Source organism: Rhodanobacter thiooxydans LCS2, assembly GCF_000264375.1.
GTDB lineage: Bacteria > Pseudomonadota > Gammaproteobacteria > Xanthomonadales > Rhodanobacteraceae > Rhodanobacter > Rhodanobacter thiooxydans.
Genome location: NZ_AJXW01000087.1, coordinates 13,827 through 31,703 on the forward strand (window position 1 = coordinate 13,827; position 17,877 = coordinate 31,703).

Annotated in this window: 13 protein-coding genes; 4 read left to right on the top strand and 9 right to left on the bottom strand. The window is 61.5% G+C overall.

Annotated features, from left to right (window positions below; all coding sequences use genetic code 11):
• Positions 1-107: 107 nt before the first annotated feature.
• The 3 genes from UUA_RS15685 to UUA_RS15695 are packed head-to-tail and all read left to right on the top strand — an operon-like array spanning position 108 to position 3,405.
• Entirely contained in the window at positions 108-1,136 is a 1,029-nt protein-coding gene (locus UUA_RS15685; RefSeq protein WP_008438594.1) for a glycosyltransferase family 2 protein, read from the top strand.
• Complete coding sequence (locus tag UUA_RS15690; RefSeq protein ID WP_008438595.1) at positions 1,133-2,395, top strand: class I SAM-dependent methyltransferase; 1,263 nt, start codon at positions 1,133-1,135, stop codon at positions 2,393-2,395. The genes UUA_RS15685 and UUA_RS15690 overlap by 4 nt, the downstream gene beginning before the upstream one ends.
• A complete protein-coding gene (locus UUA_RS15695) occupies positions 2,395-3,405 on the top strand; it encodes a GDP-mannose 4,6-dehydratase (RefSeq protein ID WP_008438596.1) in 1,011 nt (336 codons plus the stop codon). Before UUA_RS15690 ends, UUA_RS15695 begins: the two co-directional genes overlap by 1 nt.
• A 23-nt stretch (positions 3,406-3,428) precedes the next feature.
• On the opposite strand, the gene UUA_RS15700 is transcribed toward UUA_RS15695, so the two are convergent.
• The 9 genes from UUA_RS15700 to UUA_RS15740 form a co-directional block, all read right to left on the bottom strand.
• Complete coding sequence (locus UUA_RS15700; protein ID WP_008438597.1) at positions 3,429-4,793, bottom strand: lipopolysaccharide biosynthesis protein; 1,365 nt, start codon at positions 4,791-4,793, stop codon at positions 3,429-3,431.
• The gene (locus UUA_RS15705; RefSeq protein ID WP_008438598.1) at positions 4,793-5,704 is read right to left on the bottom strand and encodes a hypothetical protein; all 912 of its coding nucleotides are present in this window, start codon (positions 5,702-5,704) and stop codon (positions 4,793-4,795) included. Before UUA_RS15705 ends, UUA_RS15700 begins: the two co-directional genes overlap by 1 nt.
• Positions 5,701-6,663 (bottom strand): GDP-L-fucose synthase family protein, encoded by a 963-nt coding sequence (locus UUA_RS15710; protein WP_008438599.1) that lies wholly within the window; start codon positions 6,661-6,663, stop codon positions 5,701-5,703. The genes UUA_RS15705 and UUA_RS15710 overlap by 4 nt, the downstream gene beginning before the upstream one ends.
• Positions 6,660-7,769, bottom strand: coding sequence for a GDP-mannose 4,6-dehydratase (gene gmd, locus UUA_RS15715; protein WP_008438600.1), 1,110 nt, complete (start codon positions 7,767-7,769; stop codon positions 6,660-6,662). The genes UUA_RS15710 and gmd overlap by 4 nt, the downstream gene beginning before the upstream one ends.
• Before the next feature lie 78 nt (positions 7,770-7,847).
• A complete protein-coding gene (locus UUA_RS15720; protein WP_008438601.1) occupies positions 7,848-9,842 on the bottom strand; it encodes a hypothetical protein in 1,995 nt (664 codons plus the stop codon).
• Positions 9,839-11,851 carry a tetratricopeptide repeat protein gene (locus tag UUA_RS15725; RefSeq protein WP_039954252.1) on the bottom strand — a complete coding sequence of 671 codons (2,013 nt, stop codon included), beginning with the start codon at positions 11,849-11,851 and terminating at the stop codon, positions 9,839-9,841. The genes UUA_RS15720 and UUA_RS15725 overlap by 4 nt, the downstream gene beginning before the upstream one ends.
• Positions 11,852-11,915: 64 nt before the next feature.
• Complete coding sequence (locus tag UUA_RS15730; RefSeq protein ID WP_008438605.1) at positions 11,916-12,356, bottom strand: pilin; 441 nt, start codon at positions 12,354-12,356, stop codon at positions 11,916-11,918.
• A gap of 342 nt (positions 12,357-12,698) precedes the next feature.
• Entirely contained in the window at positions 12,699-13,142 is a 444-nt protein-coding gene (locus UUA_RS15735; protein WP_008438606.1) for a pilin, read from the bottom strand.
• Positions 13,143-13,354: 212 nt separating this feature from the next.
• A complete protein-coding gene (locus UUA_RS15740; RefSeq protein WP_008438608.1) occupies positions 13,355-15,361 on the bottom strand; it encodes an acyltransferase family protein in 2,007 nt (668 codons plus the stop codon).
• A 199-nt stretch (positions 15,362-15,560) separates the two neighbouring features.
• Here UUA_RS15740 and UUA_RS15745 point away from each other — a divergent pair, with 199 nt between their 5' ends.
• Positions 15,561-17,690, top strand: a complete 2,130-nt coding sequence (locus UUA_RS15745) for a dipeptidyl-peptidase 5 (protein WP_008438610.1) — start codon at positions 15,561-15,563, stop codon at positions 17,688-17,690.
• Positions 17,691-17,877 lie beyond the last annotated feature (187 nt).

Consider the following 17,877-nt stretch of genomic DNA (forward strand, 5'->3'; position numbering starts at 1 on the left):
GTGTCGACAATACCGGCTTCTGCAGGTTGCTACTAGGCCATCAAGCCCTGTATAGGTAAGCTACGCCTCGCGTCGAGGATGACGTGGGGCGTCGAGGCGCCAAAACAATGACGCACATCAAACTTTCCATATGCATCGCCACCCGGAATCGCGCCGATTATATTGGCGAGACACTGCGCACTATCGCAGGGCAGGCGACCGATGCGGTCGAAGTCATCGTCCTCGACGGCGCCTCGACAGACGCTACGCCAGGCGTCGTCGCTGAGTTCCGAGCCACGTTTCCACGCCTGCGATATGTGCGCAAGGAGAAGAACGGTGGTGTTGACCGTGACTACGATGCCGCCGTTGTCGAAGCGCAGGGTATGTACTGCTGGTTGATGTCGGACGATGACCTACTCAAACCTGGCGCGATCGCACGCGTACTCGATGAGATCGATCACGGCTATAGCCTCATAGTTGTCAACGCGGAACTTCGCAGCCTTGACCTCAGTGAGTTAATCGACGCCAGTCGCCTTCAATTCGACGCCGATCGCACGTACGGGGCCAATGAGTTTGAACGCCTTTTCGATGAAACCTCTGCCTATCTCAGCTATATAGGCGCGGTGGTGATCCGCCGCGACGTCTGGATGGCGCGTGAGCGTGAGCCGTTCTTTGGTTCCTGCTTTATCCATGAAGGCGTGATCTTTCAGCACCCACTGCCGGGATCATCACTCGCGATTGCCGAACCGCTGATCTCCATTCGTTTCGGCAATACGCAGTGGCGCCCCAGGGAATTCGAGATCCGCATGATTCGCTGGCCGGACCTGATGGCGTCGCTGGTGGCGGTGCCGGAGAATGTGCGCCATCGTTGCTACCCGGCCGAGCCGTGGCGCAGCTTCAAAAGCCTGTTCTTCTATCGAGCAAAGGGCACCTACGATCTCGGTGACTATTGGCGTTGGGTGCGTCCGCGTGTTCACAAGTTGCGCGACCGTGCACGTGCTTTCGCTATAGCTTGCTTTCCCGGCCCGCTTGCGAACATCGCTGGTCTTCTGTACTGCCGACTGCCATATCGGGATTCCAATGTCCACCTGCTCGACATGAAGGCGAGTCGGTTCTTCTATCGCAACTGGTTCAAGAAAGCCCCGGGAAAACCATGACGAGCAACGGTGTCACCGATCCGATCCATGAAATCCATCAGTGCCGCGTTAGCGGTAGCCGTCACCTCGTGTCGGTGCTCAACCTCGGCGAGCAGTACCTGACCGGCGTGTTTCCGCGCACACCCTCGCAGCCGGTGACCTGCGGTCCTCTCGAACTGGTCTGGTGTCCCGATAGTGGACTGCTGCAGCTCAAGCATTCCTATAGCTTGGCTGAGATGTATGGTGACAACTACGGCTACCGCTCGGGCCTGAACATTTCAATGGTCGAGCATCTCACCCAGAAAGTGCGGGGGCTGGAGAGGCGGCAGCCGCTCGCCATCGGTGACTGGGTGCTGGATATTGGTAGCAACGACGGTACGCTACTGAAGGCGTATTCGACCAGCGGTATCCGTCGAGTAGGAATGGATCCCACCGCAAACAAGTTTCGCGAGTACTACCCGTCCGATATCGAGGTTGTGACGGAATTCTTCTCCGGCCCGCGCTTCCTTGAGGCCTCCGGTGGGCATCGCGCGAAGATCATCACATCGATCGCCATGTTCTACGATCTCGAGGACCCAAACGCCTTCGTGCATGACATTGCGCAAGCGCTTGCTCCCGACGGGTTGTGGCACTTCGAGCAGAGTTACATGCCCTCAATGCTGCGCACCAACGCCTACGATACCGTCTGCCACGAGCACTTGGAGTATTACTCGCTGCGCGTGATCCACGACTTGCTCGCCAGGCACGGATTGCGTATCACCAATGTGCAGATGAACAGCGTCAACGGCGGCAGTGTCGCCGTCACTGCGTGTCACGACAAGGCCGCCATCGCCGGTGACCGTTCGATTGTCGAGTGGATGCTGCAGCAGGAGGAGAACTGGGGATTGAGCACCACCAAACCCTATCGCCACTTCGAGGAACGCGTGTTCAAACACCGCGCTGATATGCAGCGGCTCATCCAGTCATTGGTCGCGGACGGCAAGCGCGTCCTCGGCTATGGCGCCTCGACGAAGGGCAATGTACTGCTGCAGTTCTGCAAACTGGGACCGGAGTTGATCCCAGCGATTGCCGAGGTGAATCCGGAAAAGTTCGGTGCCTGCACGCCGGGCACCCATATCCCGATTATCTCCGAACAGGAAGCGCATGCGATGCGGCCGGACTACTTCCTTGTCCTGCCGTGGCACTTCAAGTCGACCATCGTGCAGCGCGAAGCGAAGTATTTGGCCGCGGGCGGCAAGCTCATCTTCCCGTTGCCGGAAATCGAGATCGTGGGCGACTGATGGCGCGGGCACTCGTCATTGGTCATCGCGGCCAGGATGGGCGCATACTTTGGGACCAGCTAACCAAGCGCGGATTCTCGCTCGTCGGCGTGTCACGGCATGCGGTTGAGGTCCACGATGCCGATGAGTGCGGCCCTGCCGAGGTTGTCGACCTTGCCTCGATCAGGCGGTTAGTGGAACGCTTCCGCCCGCAACAGGTGTACTACTTGGCGGCTCACCACCATAGTTCGCAGGATTCCGGCGCTAACGAAGCAGACACCTGGCAGGACAGCTGCCGCGTGCATGTGGAGGGATTCCGCAACGTGCTTGAGTCCGTGTACGTTTCCTGTCCGGAAGCTCGCGTTTTCTACGCGTCGTCCTCGCGCGTGTTCGGAGACGCAGCGACAAGTCCACAGGACGAAAGTACGCCAATGCGCCCGACCTGCATCTATGGCGTGACGAAGGTTTCAGGGATGCTCTTGGCAGACTACTATCGCCGTACCCGAGGCTTGTTCGTCGCCTGCGGCATCCTGTTCAATCACGAATCACCGCTGCGCGGATCGCAGTTCGTTACTCAACGCGTCGTAAATGGACTTGTCGCGTTGAAGAAAGGTCTGCGCGCATCTTTTGAGATCGGCAGCCTTGATGCGCGCGTAGACTGGGGTTACGCGCCCGACTACACGCGCGCCATGTCGATGATCCTTGAAGCACAGAGACCGCAAGACTTCGTCGTGGCATCAGGGCGCAGTCACAGCGTCCGGGATCTGGTGGCGACGGCCGCACAGTATCTGGGCATCGACTGGCAAGGGCGCGTGGTGGAAACCTCCTCGATCCTGCGACGCGATGCGCAGGAACTGTGCGGCGACACCACCCGATTGCGGGAAACGACTGGATGGCACCCGAGCGTGGATTTTCGCTCGATGGTCGCAATCCTCGTCGATGGGGCGTTGGCCAGATCCGAGGGGCGTACCCTGACGACTGCTGTTCTCGATGAACTGGATGTCGGGAGGGCGGGCGCGCGTAAGACCTGACTCGCAGGCTGCGTATGTCAGGTTCAGTACTTTTTCGCAAAAATGTCGGCAATAATGCGCTTGCGAAACCACAGGAAGGGTAGGGCACTCGTGATGCTCCAGGTTGTAGCGGTTACCCATGGAAGCCATTCGACGCCCAGGTTCGGGATCGTCCACGCCTTGCACGTAAAGCACAACATCGCGAAGGTCGAGGCGGTAATTACCTGAAAGCGCATTACGCTGGCGGCGTTGAGGAAGGTTGCTAATGCGGTGCCGGCCGCCTCGAACACGCTCCAAATGGCGAAGCCGACCAGCATCGGCGTAGCGACCCCCAGTACTCGGTGTATCCAGAAGCCGGTGATCCAGTCGAAACCGATGACGATCAGCGATCCCACACCGCTGGCGAGGCACACCGCCATCACTACCGAGCGCCGAAGTGTGCGCGTGGCCCAGACGTGGTGCTCGGCTGTCAGCGCATGCCGGTAGATCGGCCAGAGCGGTGCCCACACCAGGCTCAGGCTGAGCGGGATGACCGAGAACAGGCGTTGCACGATCGCGTAGACGCCCGCTTGTGCCGGGTCACGCAGGGCCGAGATCAGTGGCAGGTCGGCCGAGAAGGCCAGTGCCGCCGCCAGCTGCATCACGAAGAACAGGAGGCCCTCGTGATGGATGCGCGCGGCGATATCGGCCTGTCGCGGCAGGTTGGCGGAAATCTGCAAGGCGGGGTCGCGTCGCAGCGAGATGGTGTTGCAGGCCGAGGCCAGCAGGGGCGTCCCCACTGCGGCCAAAGTCAGTACGGGCAATGAGCTGCCAGCGTGCGCCAGGGCGGCTACCACAACGAGGGTGAACAGCTGACCGGCCGTTTGCCAACGGAAGGCGCGTTCCCCGCGTCCCAGTCCTAATTGTACGCGGTTAGCCAGATTCAGCGGTACTGCGACCACGATCGAGAACAGCACTGCGGCCGAAGCCAGGCGGCAGTGTCCAGCCATCTCCACCGGCAGGCCGAGCAGGTGATGCCACGGCACCAACGGCAGCGCCACCAGTACGGCGAGGGCGAGCCAAGCGGCGACCTTTGCCAGCGTGCGCCGGCCTTCGCGCAGAATGATAGCCACTTCGCCAGAGGCGCCGCGCGCGTGTGCCGCGGCGACCAAGTTCATGGTGCCGTTGCCGAAACCGAAATCTAGAAAGCCGGCGAAATATACCAGCGATACCAACGTCACCCAGGCGCCGAACTCCATCGGACCGAGGTCGCTGAGTACGAATGGCACGGCAACGAACAGGTTCGCCGCGGATGCCATTTTCGCCGCCAGCGACCATGCGGCGGTATTGGCGATGCTGCGCCCGCGATGGCCTATCAGGGAGGACAGTCGTGGGATGGCCAGCTTGCGCTGCGGTGTCGAGTCCACCATCAAAACGGCTCGGTCTGGCCGGTCGCGACGTTGACCACCGGCATTCCGCGGATCGATGCCTGGCGCTGCTCGTAGGATAGGAAGTCGAGTCGGTTCGAGCGGTCACGGCTCTCGCGGTAATTGGGCTGCACGAAGGCGCGCGCGACCGGCACTTCCATGAGATCGTTGCCGAGCAGGTCGCGGCGTACGAAGTAGGCGTTGTTGCCCGCGCTGTTGCTTCCGATCAGCGCATAGCCTTTGAGGCTGGCCAGATGTGCGAGTGCGCCCAGCGAAGCGCCCGCATACTGCCCGGAATAATGTGCGGCGAAGCGCTGGAAGTCGGGTGCGTAGGGAGTCGTAATCGTGCGCTCGTCACCGAACACAGCGTTGTATTCCATGATCACGATACCGGGTGAAATGCAGTTCACCGCTTCCCACAACCAGTAGTCGTTGCCGTCGATGTCGATGTGCAGTAGTCCCACCGGTTCGTTCCCCGCCCATTTGGCGATCAGCGTGTCGGCGTTCTCACGGGTCACGAAACAGGGCTCTGCGGTCAGGCTGTAGCGCCAGAACCACCGGCGTGCGCGCAGCCGTTCGATGTTGGCGGCAGAGCCGTCCATCACGAAGCCGGACCAGTTGCGGTGGACCATCAGAAAGCGCGTGTTGGATTCGGAATAGTCCTCAACACCGAACTCGACAAAGCGCTTCGGCAGCGACGGCAGCCGGGCCACCAGCCACTGGATGATACCGTCGTCACCGAACTGCGAGTGGACCCGGAATTCCACCTCGTGTAGCGAGGCGATCCGACGCTTTTCCGCGAAATGGTCAGCTAACATCGCGCCGATCAGCTCGCGGGTACGCTCGTGCGCTTCGATACCCTGTATCCAATCGCGGATCCGACGATAGAGGGCTGTGGCCGCATTGCTGCTCATGGCGTGATCCTTTCGGCAGGATCACGCTGCGCCGCGAGAAACGCTGCATAAGTTGCTGCGATGCCCGGCTGAAGGCGGGTGCGAGCTGACCAGTCCATCGCGTTGAGCCGCGATATGTTGAGCCGCTTGCGTGGTGTGCCATCCGGCCGCGAGGGATCGAATTCCAGGCGACCGCAGAAGCCAACTGCGTCGGCGATCAGACGCGCGAGCTCGGCGATGCTGACCTCGTCGCCTGATCCGATGTTGACGATTTCCTCACTGCTGTAGCCATGCATCAATAGCATCGCAGCATCGGCGAGGTCGTCCACGTGCATGAACTCGCGCAGCGGTTGGCCGGTGCCCCATATCACGACCGCTTCGTCGCCGCGCAGCTTAGCTTCGTGAAAACGGCGAATTAGGCCGGGTAGCACGTGCGAGTCCTGCGGGTCGAAGTTGTCGCAGGGACCGTAGAGGTTCGTGGGCATCGCGCAGATCGCGTCGAAGCCGTACTGGCGACGGTAGGCTTGGCAGGTTCTCACGCCGGCGATCTTGGCGATCGCGTACCACTCGTTGGTCGGCTCCAGTGGGCCGGTCAGCAGATACTCCTCTTTGATTGGCTGCGGACAGTCGCGGGGGTAGATGCAGGAGGAACCGAGGAACAGCAACTTCTTCGCACCCTGTTTCCACGCGCTGTGGATCACGTTGGTCTGGATTGCAAGGTTGTCGCGCAGGAACTCGGCGGGGTAGGCATTGTTGGCGTGGATGCCACCCACTTTGGCGGCTGCCAGGAAAACATACTCGGGGCGCTCGGTGGCGAAAAACGCCTCCACGGCGTGCTGGTCGGTCAGGTCGAGCTCCTGCCTTGTTCGGAGGGCGAGGTTGTTGAAGCCTTCCGCCTGCAGTCTGCGGACGATTGCCGAGCCCACCATGCCGCGGTGGCCGGCAACATAGATTCTGGATGAGGTGCGTATCAGGTTCATTCGTGATGCTGCGTGATTCGGAAGCCGGACTGTTCGATCAATGCGTCTCGTCGTGCGAGGGAAAGATCCGAGGCCATCATTTCGCGCACCAAATCATCGAAGCTGGTTTTGGCAACCCAGCCGAGCTTTTCGCGTGCCCTGCCCGGGTTACCAAGCAGCGTATCCACCTCGGCCGGGCGATGGTAGCGCGGGTCGATGGCGACGATGCGTTGGCCAGCTTTTGCTGCGGAGTTGGCGGGTGCATGTACAACGACAGCTTGTTCGTCGATTCCCCTGCCGGTCCACTCAAGAGCCAAGCCCAGTTCGCGTGCAGCGCAGTTGACGAATTCACGCACGGAATGTTGTTCGCCAGTAGCGATCACGTAATCCTCAGCCTGCGATTGTTGCAACATCCGCCACTGCGCTTCCACGTAATCCCGCGCGTGCCCCCAGTCACGGCGAGCATCGAGATTGCCGAGGTACAGGCAGTCCTGCAGGCCGAGATGAATGCACGCCAGCCCGCGCGTGATTTTGCGGGTGACAAAAGTCTCTCCGCGAATGGGCGACTCGTGGTTGAACAGAATGCCGTTGCACGCATACATGCCGTAGGCTTCGCGGTAATTGACCGCGATCCAGTAGGCGTAGAGCTTCGCTACACCGTAGGGCGAGCGTGGGTGGAAGGGCGTGCGTTCGGTCTGCGGTGTTTCTGCTACCAGCCCGTAGAGCTCTGAGGTCGAGGCCTGATAGAAGCGGGTGCTGCCTTCCAGGCCAAGTATGCGGATGGCTTCCAGTAGGCGCAGTGTACCCAGAGCATCGGTGTTTGCCGTGTATTCGGGGGTCTCGAACGAGACTTGCACATGACTTTGTGCACCGAGGTTGTAAATTTCATCGGGACGCACCTGCTGGACGATGCGGATGAGGTTGGTTGAGTCGGTCAGGTCGCCATAGTGCAAGAAGAATCGACGATCAAGGTCGTGAGGGTCCTGATACAGGTGGTCGATGCGATCCGTATTGAAGGACGATGCGCGGCGTTTGATGCCGTGCACCTCGTAGCCTTTTGCCAGAAGGAACTCGGCTAGGTAGGCGCCGTCTTGCCCTGTAATTCCAGAAATGAGTGCGCGCTTCACTGGTATCCCATTGCCTCAAGGTGGCCTCAAGACAACAGTCTAAACGTTGCCTGCCCTTACGCGTAGTAACACTTTGAATCAGCCATGTGATGGGCTGCCCAATCGCATGCGTAGCGCGCCGAGTTCTTCATCCAGCCGGCCTCCAACATTCAATTTCTGCAGTCGCAGAATGGCTTGGCGAGCTTCGTCCATGCGGCCCTGTGCCGCCAGCATACGGACCAAGGTGATTTGATAGGCAGGTTCGTACGGGCTGGCCTTGATGGCTTCCTCAATCATGCGCTCGCCGAGCGCATGATCTTTTAGCACATTCCAGGCGTAGTCGCCGTAGGTAGCCAGTAGACGAGCACTGGGGTCGGGGTGTGCGAGTGATGCCATGAATGCATTCATCATGCGCTGCTGTGGGAGGTCGCAGCGGCCTTCGTGCGCGCATTGCGTCAGCGCACCCAGCGAGCTCTCATCCTGTACGCCGGGTCTGCGCGTTTGGAGCTTAGCAATCATGCTGTCCCACCAGGCATCCTTCAGTGGGAGTTTCATGCGCGCATTCATGAAAATCAGCGCCTGCTCCGGCAGGATCGATGAATTTGGCAGTGACGCGGACTTTTCCAGTGGTGTATAGGCCAGCTTGGTGAAGGGTGAGGCGGGGTCGTAGTGCGAATAGATGATGTAGGTGCGGCCCAGTTCGTATTGGGCGCGTGGTGATTGCGGCGCACGCAAGGCCAGGTCCTCGGCCAGTCGTAGGGGATTGCCCCAGACGTAAGCCGTCATAGCAGTGAGCGCGGTCCAACTCAGCAGTAGTCCGGCAAGCAGCACGTAACACGGCAGCGCGAATGGTTGACTGCGCGGAACGGCGAGTAGCGGCGTGATCGCCAACAGCAGGCCGAAGCTGGCGAAGTAATTGCGATGTTCGTAGATCAGTTCCAATGGCAGGATGGTGCCGGTGAGCAGCTGGCAGCCTAGAAACAGAGCGATGCCAAGGGCTGCCACTGGTTTGCGCGGGCGCAACCAGAGCATCAAGGCGGTCAGGGCTGTGAGGAAGACGACACTGGCCAAGGTGCTCCATGGGGACAGCAACCCGGTCGAGATACGGAAATCGTCATGGTAGAACGACAGCGCGTTTGGGGTGGGCAGCAGGGTCCATGCGACGTAATCGGTGACGATGCGTGCTTCACTCAGCAGACGCGTGCCGAGGGTGAAGTCGCGTGTCGCCCAGGCCGCCGGTTTCACCACACTCGGCAGCAACCATGCCAGGCCCATGACAAAGGGCAGGGCGAACACCACTAGGAACAGGCCGATCAGGCGAAGATCGTGGCGTCGCGAAAACCCGATATGGTGTTTTTCCTGGAGGATTGGCGCTTTCTGTGGCTGGCTGAAATGGAATAAGGCCCATTCGATCAACAACGCGTACAGGGGCAACATTACCGCGGTTTCTTTGGCCAGGATGCCGGTGGCGGTCGGTATGGTGGTGCTCGCTATGCAAAGGATGAAGCCGGTCCACTGCGCATTCCCCAAACTGGCCGGAGGCGGGGCGTGACGCAGGCCGAGCATGCGGCGGCGACCTGTTACATAGCCAAACAGCCCCATCAAGACGAACAGGTTGGCCATGCTCTCCATGCGCTGCACTACATACAGCACGGCGGTGAGGTTGATCGGAAGCAGCATCCACCCAGCGGCGATCAGCACGGCAACAAGGGGGGCATGCGGATGCTGGCGAGAAGAATCGGATCGCAGCAGTGCCAACGAGAGCAGATAGACCAGCCATCCGTTTAGCAGATGGATCAGCAGGTTGGTCAGCTTCATCCAGTAGGGATCAAGCCCGGTTGCCAGATAGTTGATGGCGAAGCTCAACGAGGCCAATGGACGCTTGAAGTCGCTGGCCGGCGAGGAAAGCGCGGCGCCGACCAGTGATGGGAAGTTGGCATCGCGTGGCTGCACCCCCTTGTTGTCGACGATGTTGGGGTAGTCGTCGAACAGGAATCCCCCAGAGAGCCCCGGCCAATAGACGATCAGGGTGATGGCGAAGGCGGCAAGCAGCGCCAGGAGACGCCACGGTGAACGGCGAAGAAAGTCCGTCAAGCTGGGGTACCTGGCTGGAGGGGATGGCTGGAAGTATTCCCGGAGCCCGCCTCGGCGTCGAGGGCGAGCTGATGCCGCAAGTGATCCAGCTCATGCGGCCAGTAGTGTTGGCGTTTGAGCACCCATTCATGCAGCCATGGCATGCCGAGACCGGGTTTCATGGCATTCCCGCTGACGGCCTCGTAATGGTCAAGCAGTTGCAGGCCGTGTGACGGGTAGCCGGCACGCCCCAGGGTCGCGGCGGCTTCGAGGGCCATGCCGGGCCGTATCTGCAGGTCGAGCGCGCGGGTGAAATCGGCTAGAGCCGCATCCGGCTGACCTTGCGCGAGCGCGATCTTGCCGCGCAGATAGGTCAGATCTTGCTGTGGCCCGGCGGCGGACAGTTTCGTATTCTTAAGCCCGGCATCGATCAGCTTTTGTAGGCCTTGTGCAGTCAACCCCGGGCATCCGCCCGACATCGCCACAGGTAGCGTGCGCTCGAACCAGTTCGCGAAGAGGGTGCCGGTATTCGGTGTGCCCTGCATGGCGAGCTGCGCTGCAGCGAGATCGGTAACTGTGATGCCGCCGGTCATGCAGCGCGCGCCGATCAGATTGAAGGCGAGTTGCACCTGGCGTGGCTGGTTTGCGAGCAGCTTTTCCAGGCGCCGTATGGCCGCTTGCGGTTGCCCGGCCTGCATCTCAATCTGTGCGGCATTGGTCTGGGCGCGTGCCGAATCGGGGTTGATCCTGGCCCACAGCAAAGCTTGGTTATGCACGTCGCCCCACAGTTCGGCGCGGGCATGGGTCATCCAGGCCAAGCCTAGCGGCAGCGCCAGCATCAGGGCGTACTTGAGCACACGCAACGTGCGCACGTCGGCCAGCCACAGGCCTAGCGGCCAGAACATCAGCAGGGCGGGCAGGTAATTGCGATGCTCGAAATAGAGCTCCAGCGGTATCGAGGTGGATTCCAGCAACTGGCCGGCGAAGTAGAACAGCACGGCCAGGGCAAGCGCGGGGCGCTGTCGGCGTTGCCACCAGGCGAACCCGATCAAGCCGAGCACGGCCAACATGGCAGGCAGGGTGGTGACTGGCCGCAGCCACGAGGTCGAGGCGACGTACTGGTCATTGAACAGTCCGCTGGAGAACGGGCGTGGCAGCCACAACAACTGCAGGTAGTCCAGCAGCACGCGCGGCTCGGTGAGCAGGCGTTGGCCGACGCTCCATGGGCGGAATCCAACCGGGCCGTCGGCAAGCGCGCCATGGAGACCGGTCCATAGCAGGTAGCCGAGGATGGCGGCTGAGGGGACGATGCCGAAGGCGAACAACGCCAGGCGATGCGCTTGTCGTGCGCCGTCGTGATGCATGGCGTGCCGTGGTGCGAGCACAACCAGCTCGATCAGCAAGGCAAGCATCGGCAGCAAGGCGCCGTTGGCCTTGGCCAGCACCCCCAATGTGGTGAAGCCTCCCAGGCCAAGTACACTCCAAGCCAGTCCTGCCAGAGTTTCGCCTTGGGTCAGTCGGTGGCGACCGTGCAGCCAAAGTAGCAGGCCGATCATGGTGCACGTGGCTGGCAGCATAGCTTCGCGCTGCACGATATACAGCGTGGTGGAAACCAGCAGCGGATGCAGCAGCCAGAGGGTGGCTCCTAGCAGCGCGGCTGTCCGTTTTTGCTTTTCATGGTTACCAAGCAGGCGACCCAACTGAGTTAGCAAGGCGTAGAGCAGGATTCCGTTGAGCAGGTGCAAGAACAAGTTGGTGCGCTTAAACGAATAGGCAGCAGCGGGCCAGTCTTGCGCATCCAGCAGGAACGTCAACAAGGTAAGTGGGCGGCCGGTGGGATCGGCGGTTCCCGAAGTGATGTAGCGCCAGAACGTGGGCCAATTTTCGACAGGACCAGTAACGCCGAGAGTGGGAAGGTTGGCGAAGTCGTCGAACAGAAAACCGCCGTGCAGGCCAGGTGAGTAAGCAACCCAAGTCGATCCCAAGCTTAACAACAGGAGCAGGGAGAGGCCAAAAAAACGACGGTGCATCGTACTTCCTGAAAAAAGAAGGGCCGCGCATGGCGGCCCTTCTAAGTTGGCGATGTGTCGCCGATTACTTACGGCACGAAGTGGGCAGATACTTCTGATCGACTGTTGACCTAGTGCAGACCCAACTGATCGAGCCGGCGGAAGTAACAGGCGAAAGTACGAAAGTCTTGGGACCGGTAGAGATCGCCTTGTTCGCCTTCGGACCGGCGAAACTAGCGGTAATGATGCCGCCTGCAACGTCAACTTGGCTGACGTACTGTCCCTTGATGCTGGCGGCCTGCGCTAAACCGATGCTGGCATTCTTGGCATTGGTTAGGTCGCCGCGGTTCGAGTAGAACTCGGCAACAGCGGTCTTGGCGCCGTCGGTCAGCACAGCGCCCTCGGACACCTGCGTGCGGATCAGATAGTCCTGGTAGGCCGGGATGGCGATGGCGGCGAGGATCGCGATGATCGCAACCACGATCATCAGTTCGATCAGGGTGAAGCCCTTCTGCATCTTCTTCATGGTGGTTCCTCTGTTCTGGTTAGCTAACCGTGTGATGCCCCCTGAGCCCCAGTCCCTTTATCCCCCTAGGCGGGAACGGACCCCATTCGCATGGTCGGAACGACCAGGAAGCTCGCGGCAAAGTCAAGCAGCATATATGCCACGTTTGCCGCAGGTGTATTCCCTCACATCTGTAGGCGCTTGGATTGTGCCCGTCGTCACGAAAGCCCGCAAGCAGTGCCGATGATGCCCTGTGGATTCAAAAATTGTGACCCATGCGCTGCGTTGCCCGGCGTGTCCCGAACAGGCCAAAAGTGACGTTGATTGTCAGTTTGTGTGTGCTATGGCGATTCGAGCCTATGGCTACCTGCGGCAGGAAGAGGGCAAGTACTTTGGGTCCAGCGTACTGGCTGAGCACGTCCAGGCGATGCTGCCGGCATGGGTGATGGGCGAAAGCAGCAGGTATATGCTGCCGCCGTTGATGTGGGTGTTGGCTTTGGTTCCCTGGTAGAGCACCTTGATGGCGCCACCCGTCACGTCCACACTGGATACGTAACTGCCCTCAATCGATCTATTTTTGGCCAGGCCCGCCGACTGGTTGTTGGGCGGGAACCGCCCGGTGTTGGAGACGAAATCCCACACTGCGGACTTGGCCCCGTCCGCCAAGCTCATACCCTCGGTGACCTGCGTCCGGATTAGGTAATCCTGATACGCCGGGATGGCGATGGCGGCCAATATCGCGATGATCGCCACGACGATCATCAGTTCGATCAAGGTGAAACCGGCAGAAATGCGCTGGTGCAACATAGAGAGCTCCCCTGTAGATGCCCCCGCTAGCAGCACGTTTTGTACCAAAGGGTGCGCAAAGCCAGGCTGGAGCTCATCCGAAAGGCGGTCGGGAGGCGGGTTGATGCGGGTAATGAGACCGAAGTCACGGAACAACGTGCGGACCCAGGCGCATCTCCACCCGATTTTCGCTGGACCGAGTAGCCATGGGCCCGGAGATGTCGATGGTTTTCTTATCGCGTCTGGCCGGATGGGTCATGAGAAGCCACGAGCTTGATTTGCCTGCCAAGTTCCTGGCCCAGGGATCTGACGAAGGTTGCAGTCAGATGTTGTGAGTCCCTGAATACGACCATGTCGCCACGTTCGGCACGGCACTGCCCGTCCGGGCAGATGGCTTCATTCAGATCCAGCACAGAGACGTTGTCGAAGCGCCTGCTGGCTTCTTGCAGCCACGCGTAGACGTCATTGCCCGACTGGCTGAATGCCGGCGCCTGGCAAGTGCCGCGTCGCAGGTGCAGCCATGGCAGCCAGTTCCTTGAAGAGAGGCAGCTGGGGCCATCGAAGGGCAGGTGCGGTGTACCCCGCAGGATGTAGATGTGGCCAGTGGAGTCGCTGACGACCTTCAGTAGCCGCGCCGTGCCCTCAGTCCATTGGGTTCGACTAAAGTTGCTCGTTTGCACCGAGCCCAGGATGACGATGTCCGGCCGCAGCCCGGCAACCTGCTGCAATGCGTTCTTGCGCCAGTTGCTGCATTCGACATAGTCCCGCCCGATTCTTGGATAGAAGATCGGCTCGTCCACCATGGGGCACGAGGACTTGGTCAAGACCAGCAGGCGCCAGCCCGGTCGGTTGAAGACCTCGGCGACGGCAGGAAACCACTGCGCACCGATACTGTCGCCCATCAGCACCGCCGTGTGCCTTGCATCGCTTGGTCCGAACGCACAAAAGCGTACTTCGTCGCTGTGATACCAGTCGTCGCAGGGCATGGAGTAAATGATGGGTGCGTCGACATGTGCCCGCGCGTAGCGTTGCTGGGCCGGGCTGTTTGCCCAGGTCGATGTGGCATTGAACCAGACGATGCACAGTACGTTGGCGGTCATCATGAGTGCGATCGCAGCCATGACCGTAACGCCCGGTCGCACGACCCATCGCGCCTGATGGCGAATGGGGGACTCGACCCAGCGGTACGACACGATGGCCAGCAAAAGAGACAGGACAACCAGCCCGGCGCGGTAGGCGGGGCTATCCATAGTAACGAGTGCGCCACCCAGCAAAAGCACTGGCCAATGCCACAGATACCAAGAGTACGAGACACGACCTACAGCTTGCAGGGGACGCCATGACAGCGCCCACGAGATGCCCTTGTTCGGTTCGCGTACGCCGACAGCGACGATCGCGGCCGCCCCAAGGGTAGGCAGCAACGAACGCCACCCCGGGTAGGCCATGTTGGCGTCGAACCACAGTGCGGCGGCGATGATCAGCCCGAATCCCAGCCAGCCGGTACAGCGGGCGATGACGGTTGTTTTGTGCTGCGTTTGGCTGTCAGTGCCGTGATTTGTTGATGGATTGACGTACAGCCATACCATCGCCCCCGCTGCGAACTGCCATGCGCGCAACGGCATCATGTAGAAGGCCATTTGTTGTGCTGTGCGGGTCAGCGCAATGCAGCACAGCAGGCTGAGGATGGCGATCGCGAGCATCGCCACCTTCAGCCGTCGCACATGATTGCCCTTGCTGCGCCATGCGCCGAAGGCCAGCAGCATCAGCGCCGGCCAGACCAGGTAGAACTGCTCCTCGACACCCAGCGACCAAGTGTGCAGGAACAGGTTGCTGGCGGCACCTGGGCTGAAATAGTCGAGTTTGGCAAAGGCAAAGTGGATGTTGCTGAACCATACCGACGCCGTGGCCGCTGCCACGGCCTGACCGCCTTGCTCGCCTGGCGCAAGCGCGACGGCGGCAAACAGACAGGTGCACAGCAACATGAGCAGCAACGCAGGCAGCAACCGACGGAGCCGGCGCGCGTAGAAGTTCGCGAACTGCAGACGGCCGGTTTTGGCGATTTCCTGCAACAGCAGGCCGGTGATCAGGTAGCCGGACAGGACGAAAAACACGTCCACGCCCACGAATCCGCCAGCAAGCCATGGAACGTTGGCATGCGCGGCCACGACCAGAAGAATGGCGATGGCCCGCAGGCCTTCGATATCGCCCCGGTAGCCGAGCCGATACTCGCGACTGTCCATGAATCCATTCCCCTGGTGTGTAACGAGGCGTGAAGGTGCCAATGATACACAACCGGTTACGGGGCTTGGATCTCTTCGTCGGGCGCGTAATCCGCGATCGTCCATGCCTTTGGTGGCCGCACTCGGCAGGGACAGAAAAACTTGCCTGAGACCGGTTTGGCGCTTACCGTCACCGCTTTGACCACCCAAGGACCACCCCATGAAACCTCTGATTGCCGCGCTGCTGCTCGCGTTGGTGGCGGCGCCCGCGATGGCGGGTGACGTCGTGGATACCAGCTTCGTCAAGGCCGAGGGGGCGCATGCCTTCAACGTACGCGACCTCGTGATGATGGATCGGGTCGGCGACCCGCAGCTGTCGCCGGACGGGCGCTACGCGGCGTTCGGCGTGCGCAGTACCGACTACGCGGCGAACAAGGGCGTCAACGCGGTCTACGTGCTGGATCTGGCCAAGGGCGGTCAGCCGGTGAAGGTGGTGGACAAGGGCGGCTCGGCGCGCTGGTCGGCGGACGGGCGCAGCCTGTATTTCGTGGCGCCGGCCAAGGGTGTGGCGCAGCTGTGGCGGGTGGATCTGGGCGGCAAGGGCGGTTTGAGCCTGGCCAAACATGCCGTGCCGGTGCAGGTCAGTCATGGCGTGCTGGATCTCGGCGGCTACAAGCTGTCGCCGGACGGCAAGCAGGTGCTGCTGTCGTACGAGGTGTTCACCGACTGCGCCACGCTGGCCTGCACGCAGCAGCGCCTCGACGCGCGCGCCAAGGACAAGGCCAGCGGCACGCTCTACGACAAGCTGTTCGTGCGGCATTGGGATACCTGGGCCGACGGTCGGCGCAACCAGCTGTTCGTGACCCGCTTCGACGGCAAGGGCCAGCTGGCCGGCGAGCCGAAGCGGCTCAGCCGTGGCATCGACGGCGACGTGCCGAGCAAGCCGTTCGGCGACGAGGGCGAGTTCGGCTTCGCGCCGGATGGCAGGACCGTGTATTTCGACGCGCGCATCGCCGGCAGCAGCGAGCCGTGGTCGACCAATTTCGACGTGTACAGCGTGCTGGCCGACGGCTCGGCCGCACCGAAGAACCTCACTGCCGAAAACAAGGCGTGGGACGCGTACCCGGTGGCCTCGCCGGACGGCAAGACGCTGTACTACCTGGCGATGAAGACGCCGGGCTTCGAGGCCGATCGTTTCGCGATCATGGCGCTGGACCTGGCCAGCGGCGCGAAGCATGAGGTGGACCCGCAGTGGGACCGCTCGCCCGGCGGCCTGGCGCTTTCCGCCGACGGCAAGACGCTGTACGCCACCGCCGACGACAACGGCCAGCACCCGCTGTTCGCGATCGACGCGGCCAGCGGCAAGGTCAGCCAGCTGGTCGGTGAGGGCACGGTGGGCGGCTTCTCGCTGGCTGCCGGCAAGCTGCTGCTGGCCCGTGACGACCTGAAGCGGCCGGCCGACGTCTACCTCGCCGCCGCCGACGGCAGCGGCCTGAAGCAGGTCACCCACTTCAATGCGGCGGACCTGAAGAACACGACGATGGGCGACGCCGAGTTCTTCACCTTCAAGGGCTGGAACAACGAGACCGTGCAGGGTTACGTGGTGAAGCCGGTCGACTACCAGTCGGACAAGACCTACCCGGTCGCGTTCATTATCCACGGCGGCCCGCAGGGCGCGATGAGCAACGGCTGGAGCTACCGCTGGAACCCGCAGACCTATGCCGGCCAGGGCTTTGCGGTGGTGACGGTGAACTTCCACGGCTCCACCGGCTACGGCCAGGCGTTCACCGACTCGATCTCCGGCGACTGGGGTGGCAAGCCGCTGGAGGACCTGAAGCTGGGCTGGAAAGCCGCGCTGGACAAGTACAGCTTCCTCGACGGCGACCGCGCCTGCGCGCTCGGCGCCAGCTACGGCGGCTACATGACCTACTGGATCGCCGGCGTGTGGAACCAGCCGTGGAAGTGCCTGGTCGACCACGACGGCGTGTTCGACACCCGCGCCATGTACTACGACACCGAGGAGCTGTGGTTCGAGGAGCGCGAGAACGGCGGCACCCAGTACGAGCACCCGGAGAACTACGAGAAGTTCAACCCGCTCGACCACGTCAAGGACTGGCGTGTGCCGATGCTGGTAGTGCACAGCGCCAAGGATTTCCGCATCCCGATCACCCAGGGCCTGGGCGCGTTCACTGCCATGCAGCGTCGCGGCATCCCCAGCCAGTTCCTGACCTTCCCCGACGAGAACCACTGGGTGCTGAAGCCGCACAACAGCGTGCAGTGGCACGACGCGGTGAACGCCTGGCTGAAGCAGTGGACGGCCAAGGACGCTCCAAAAGCCGCCTCGCATTGAGCCGGTTCGCATGATGAAAACGGCGGACTCCGGGCCGCCGTTTTTTTGCTCCTCCCCTGCGATGCAGGGGAGGGAGCACGGCTCTTGCGGTGGTGCGGGCTTTTGGTTCCTCCCCCTGCATGCAGGGGGAGGCTAGGAGGGGTAGCTCCGGGCTGGCGAGCAAGACCAAGAGCACCCCACCCCAGCC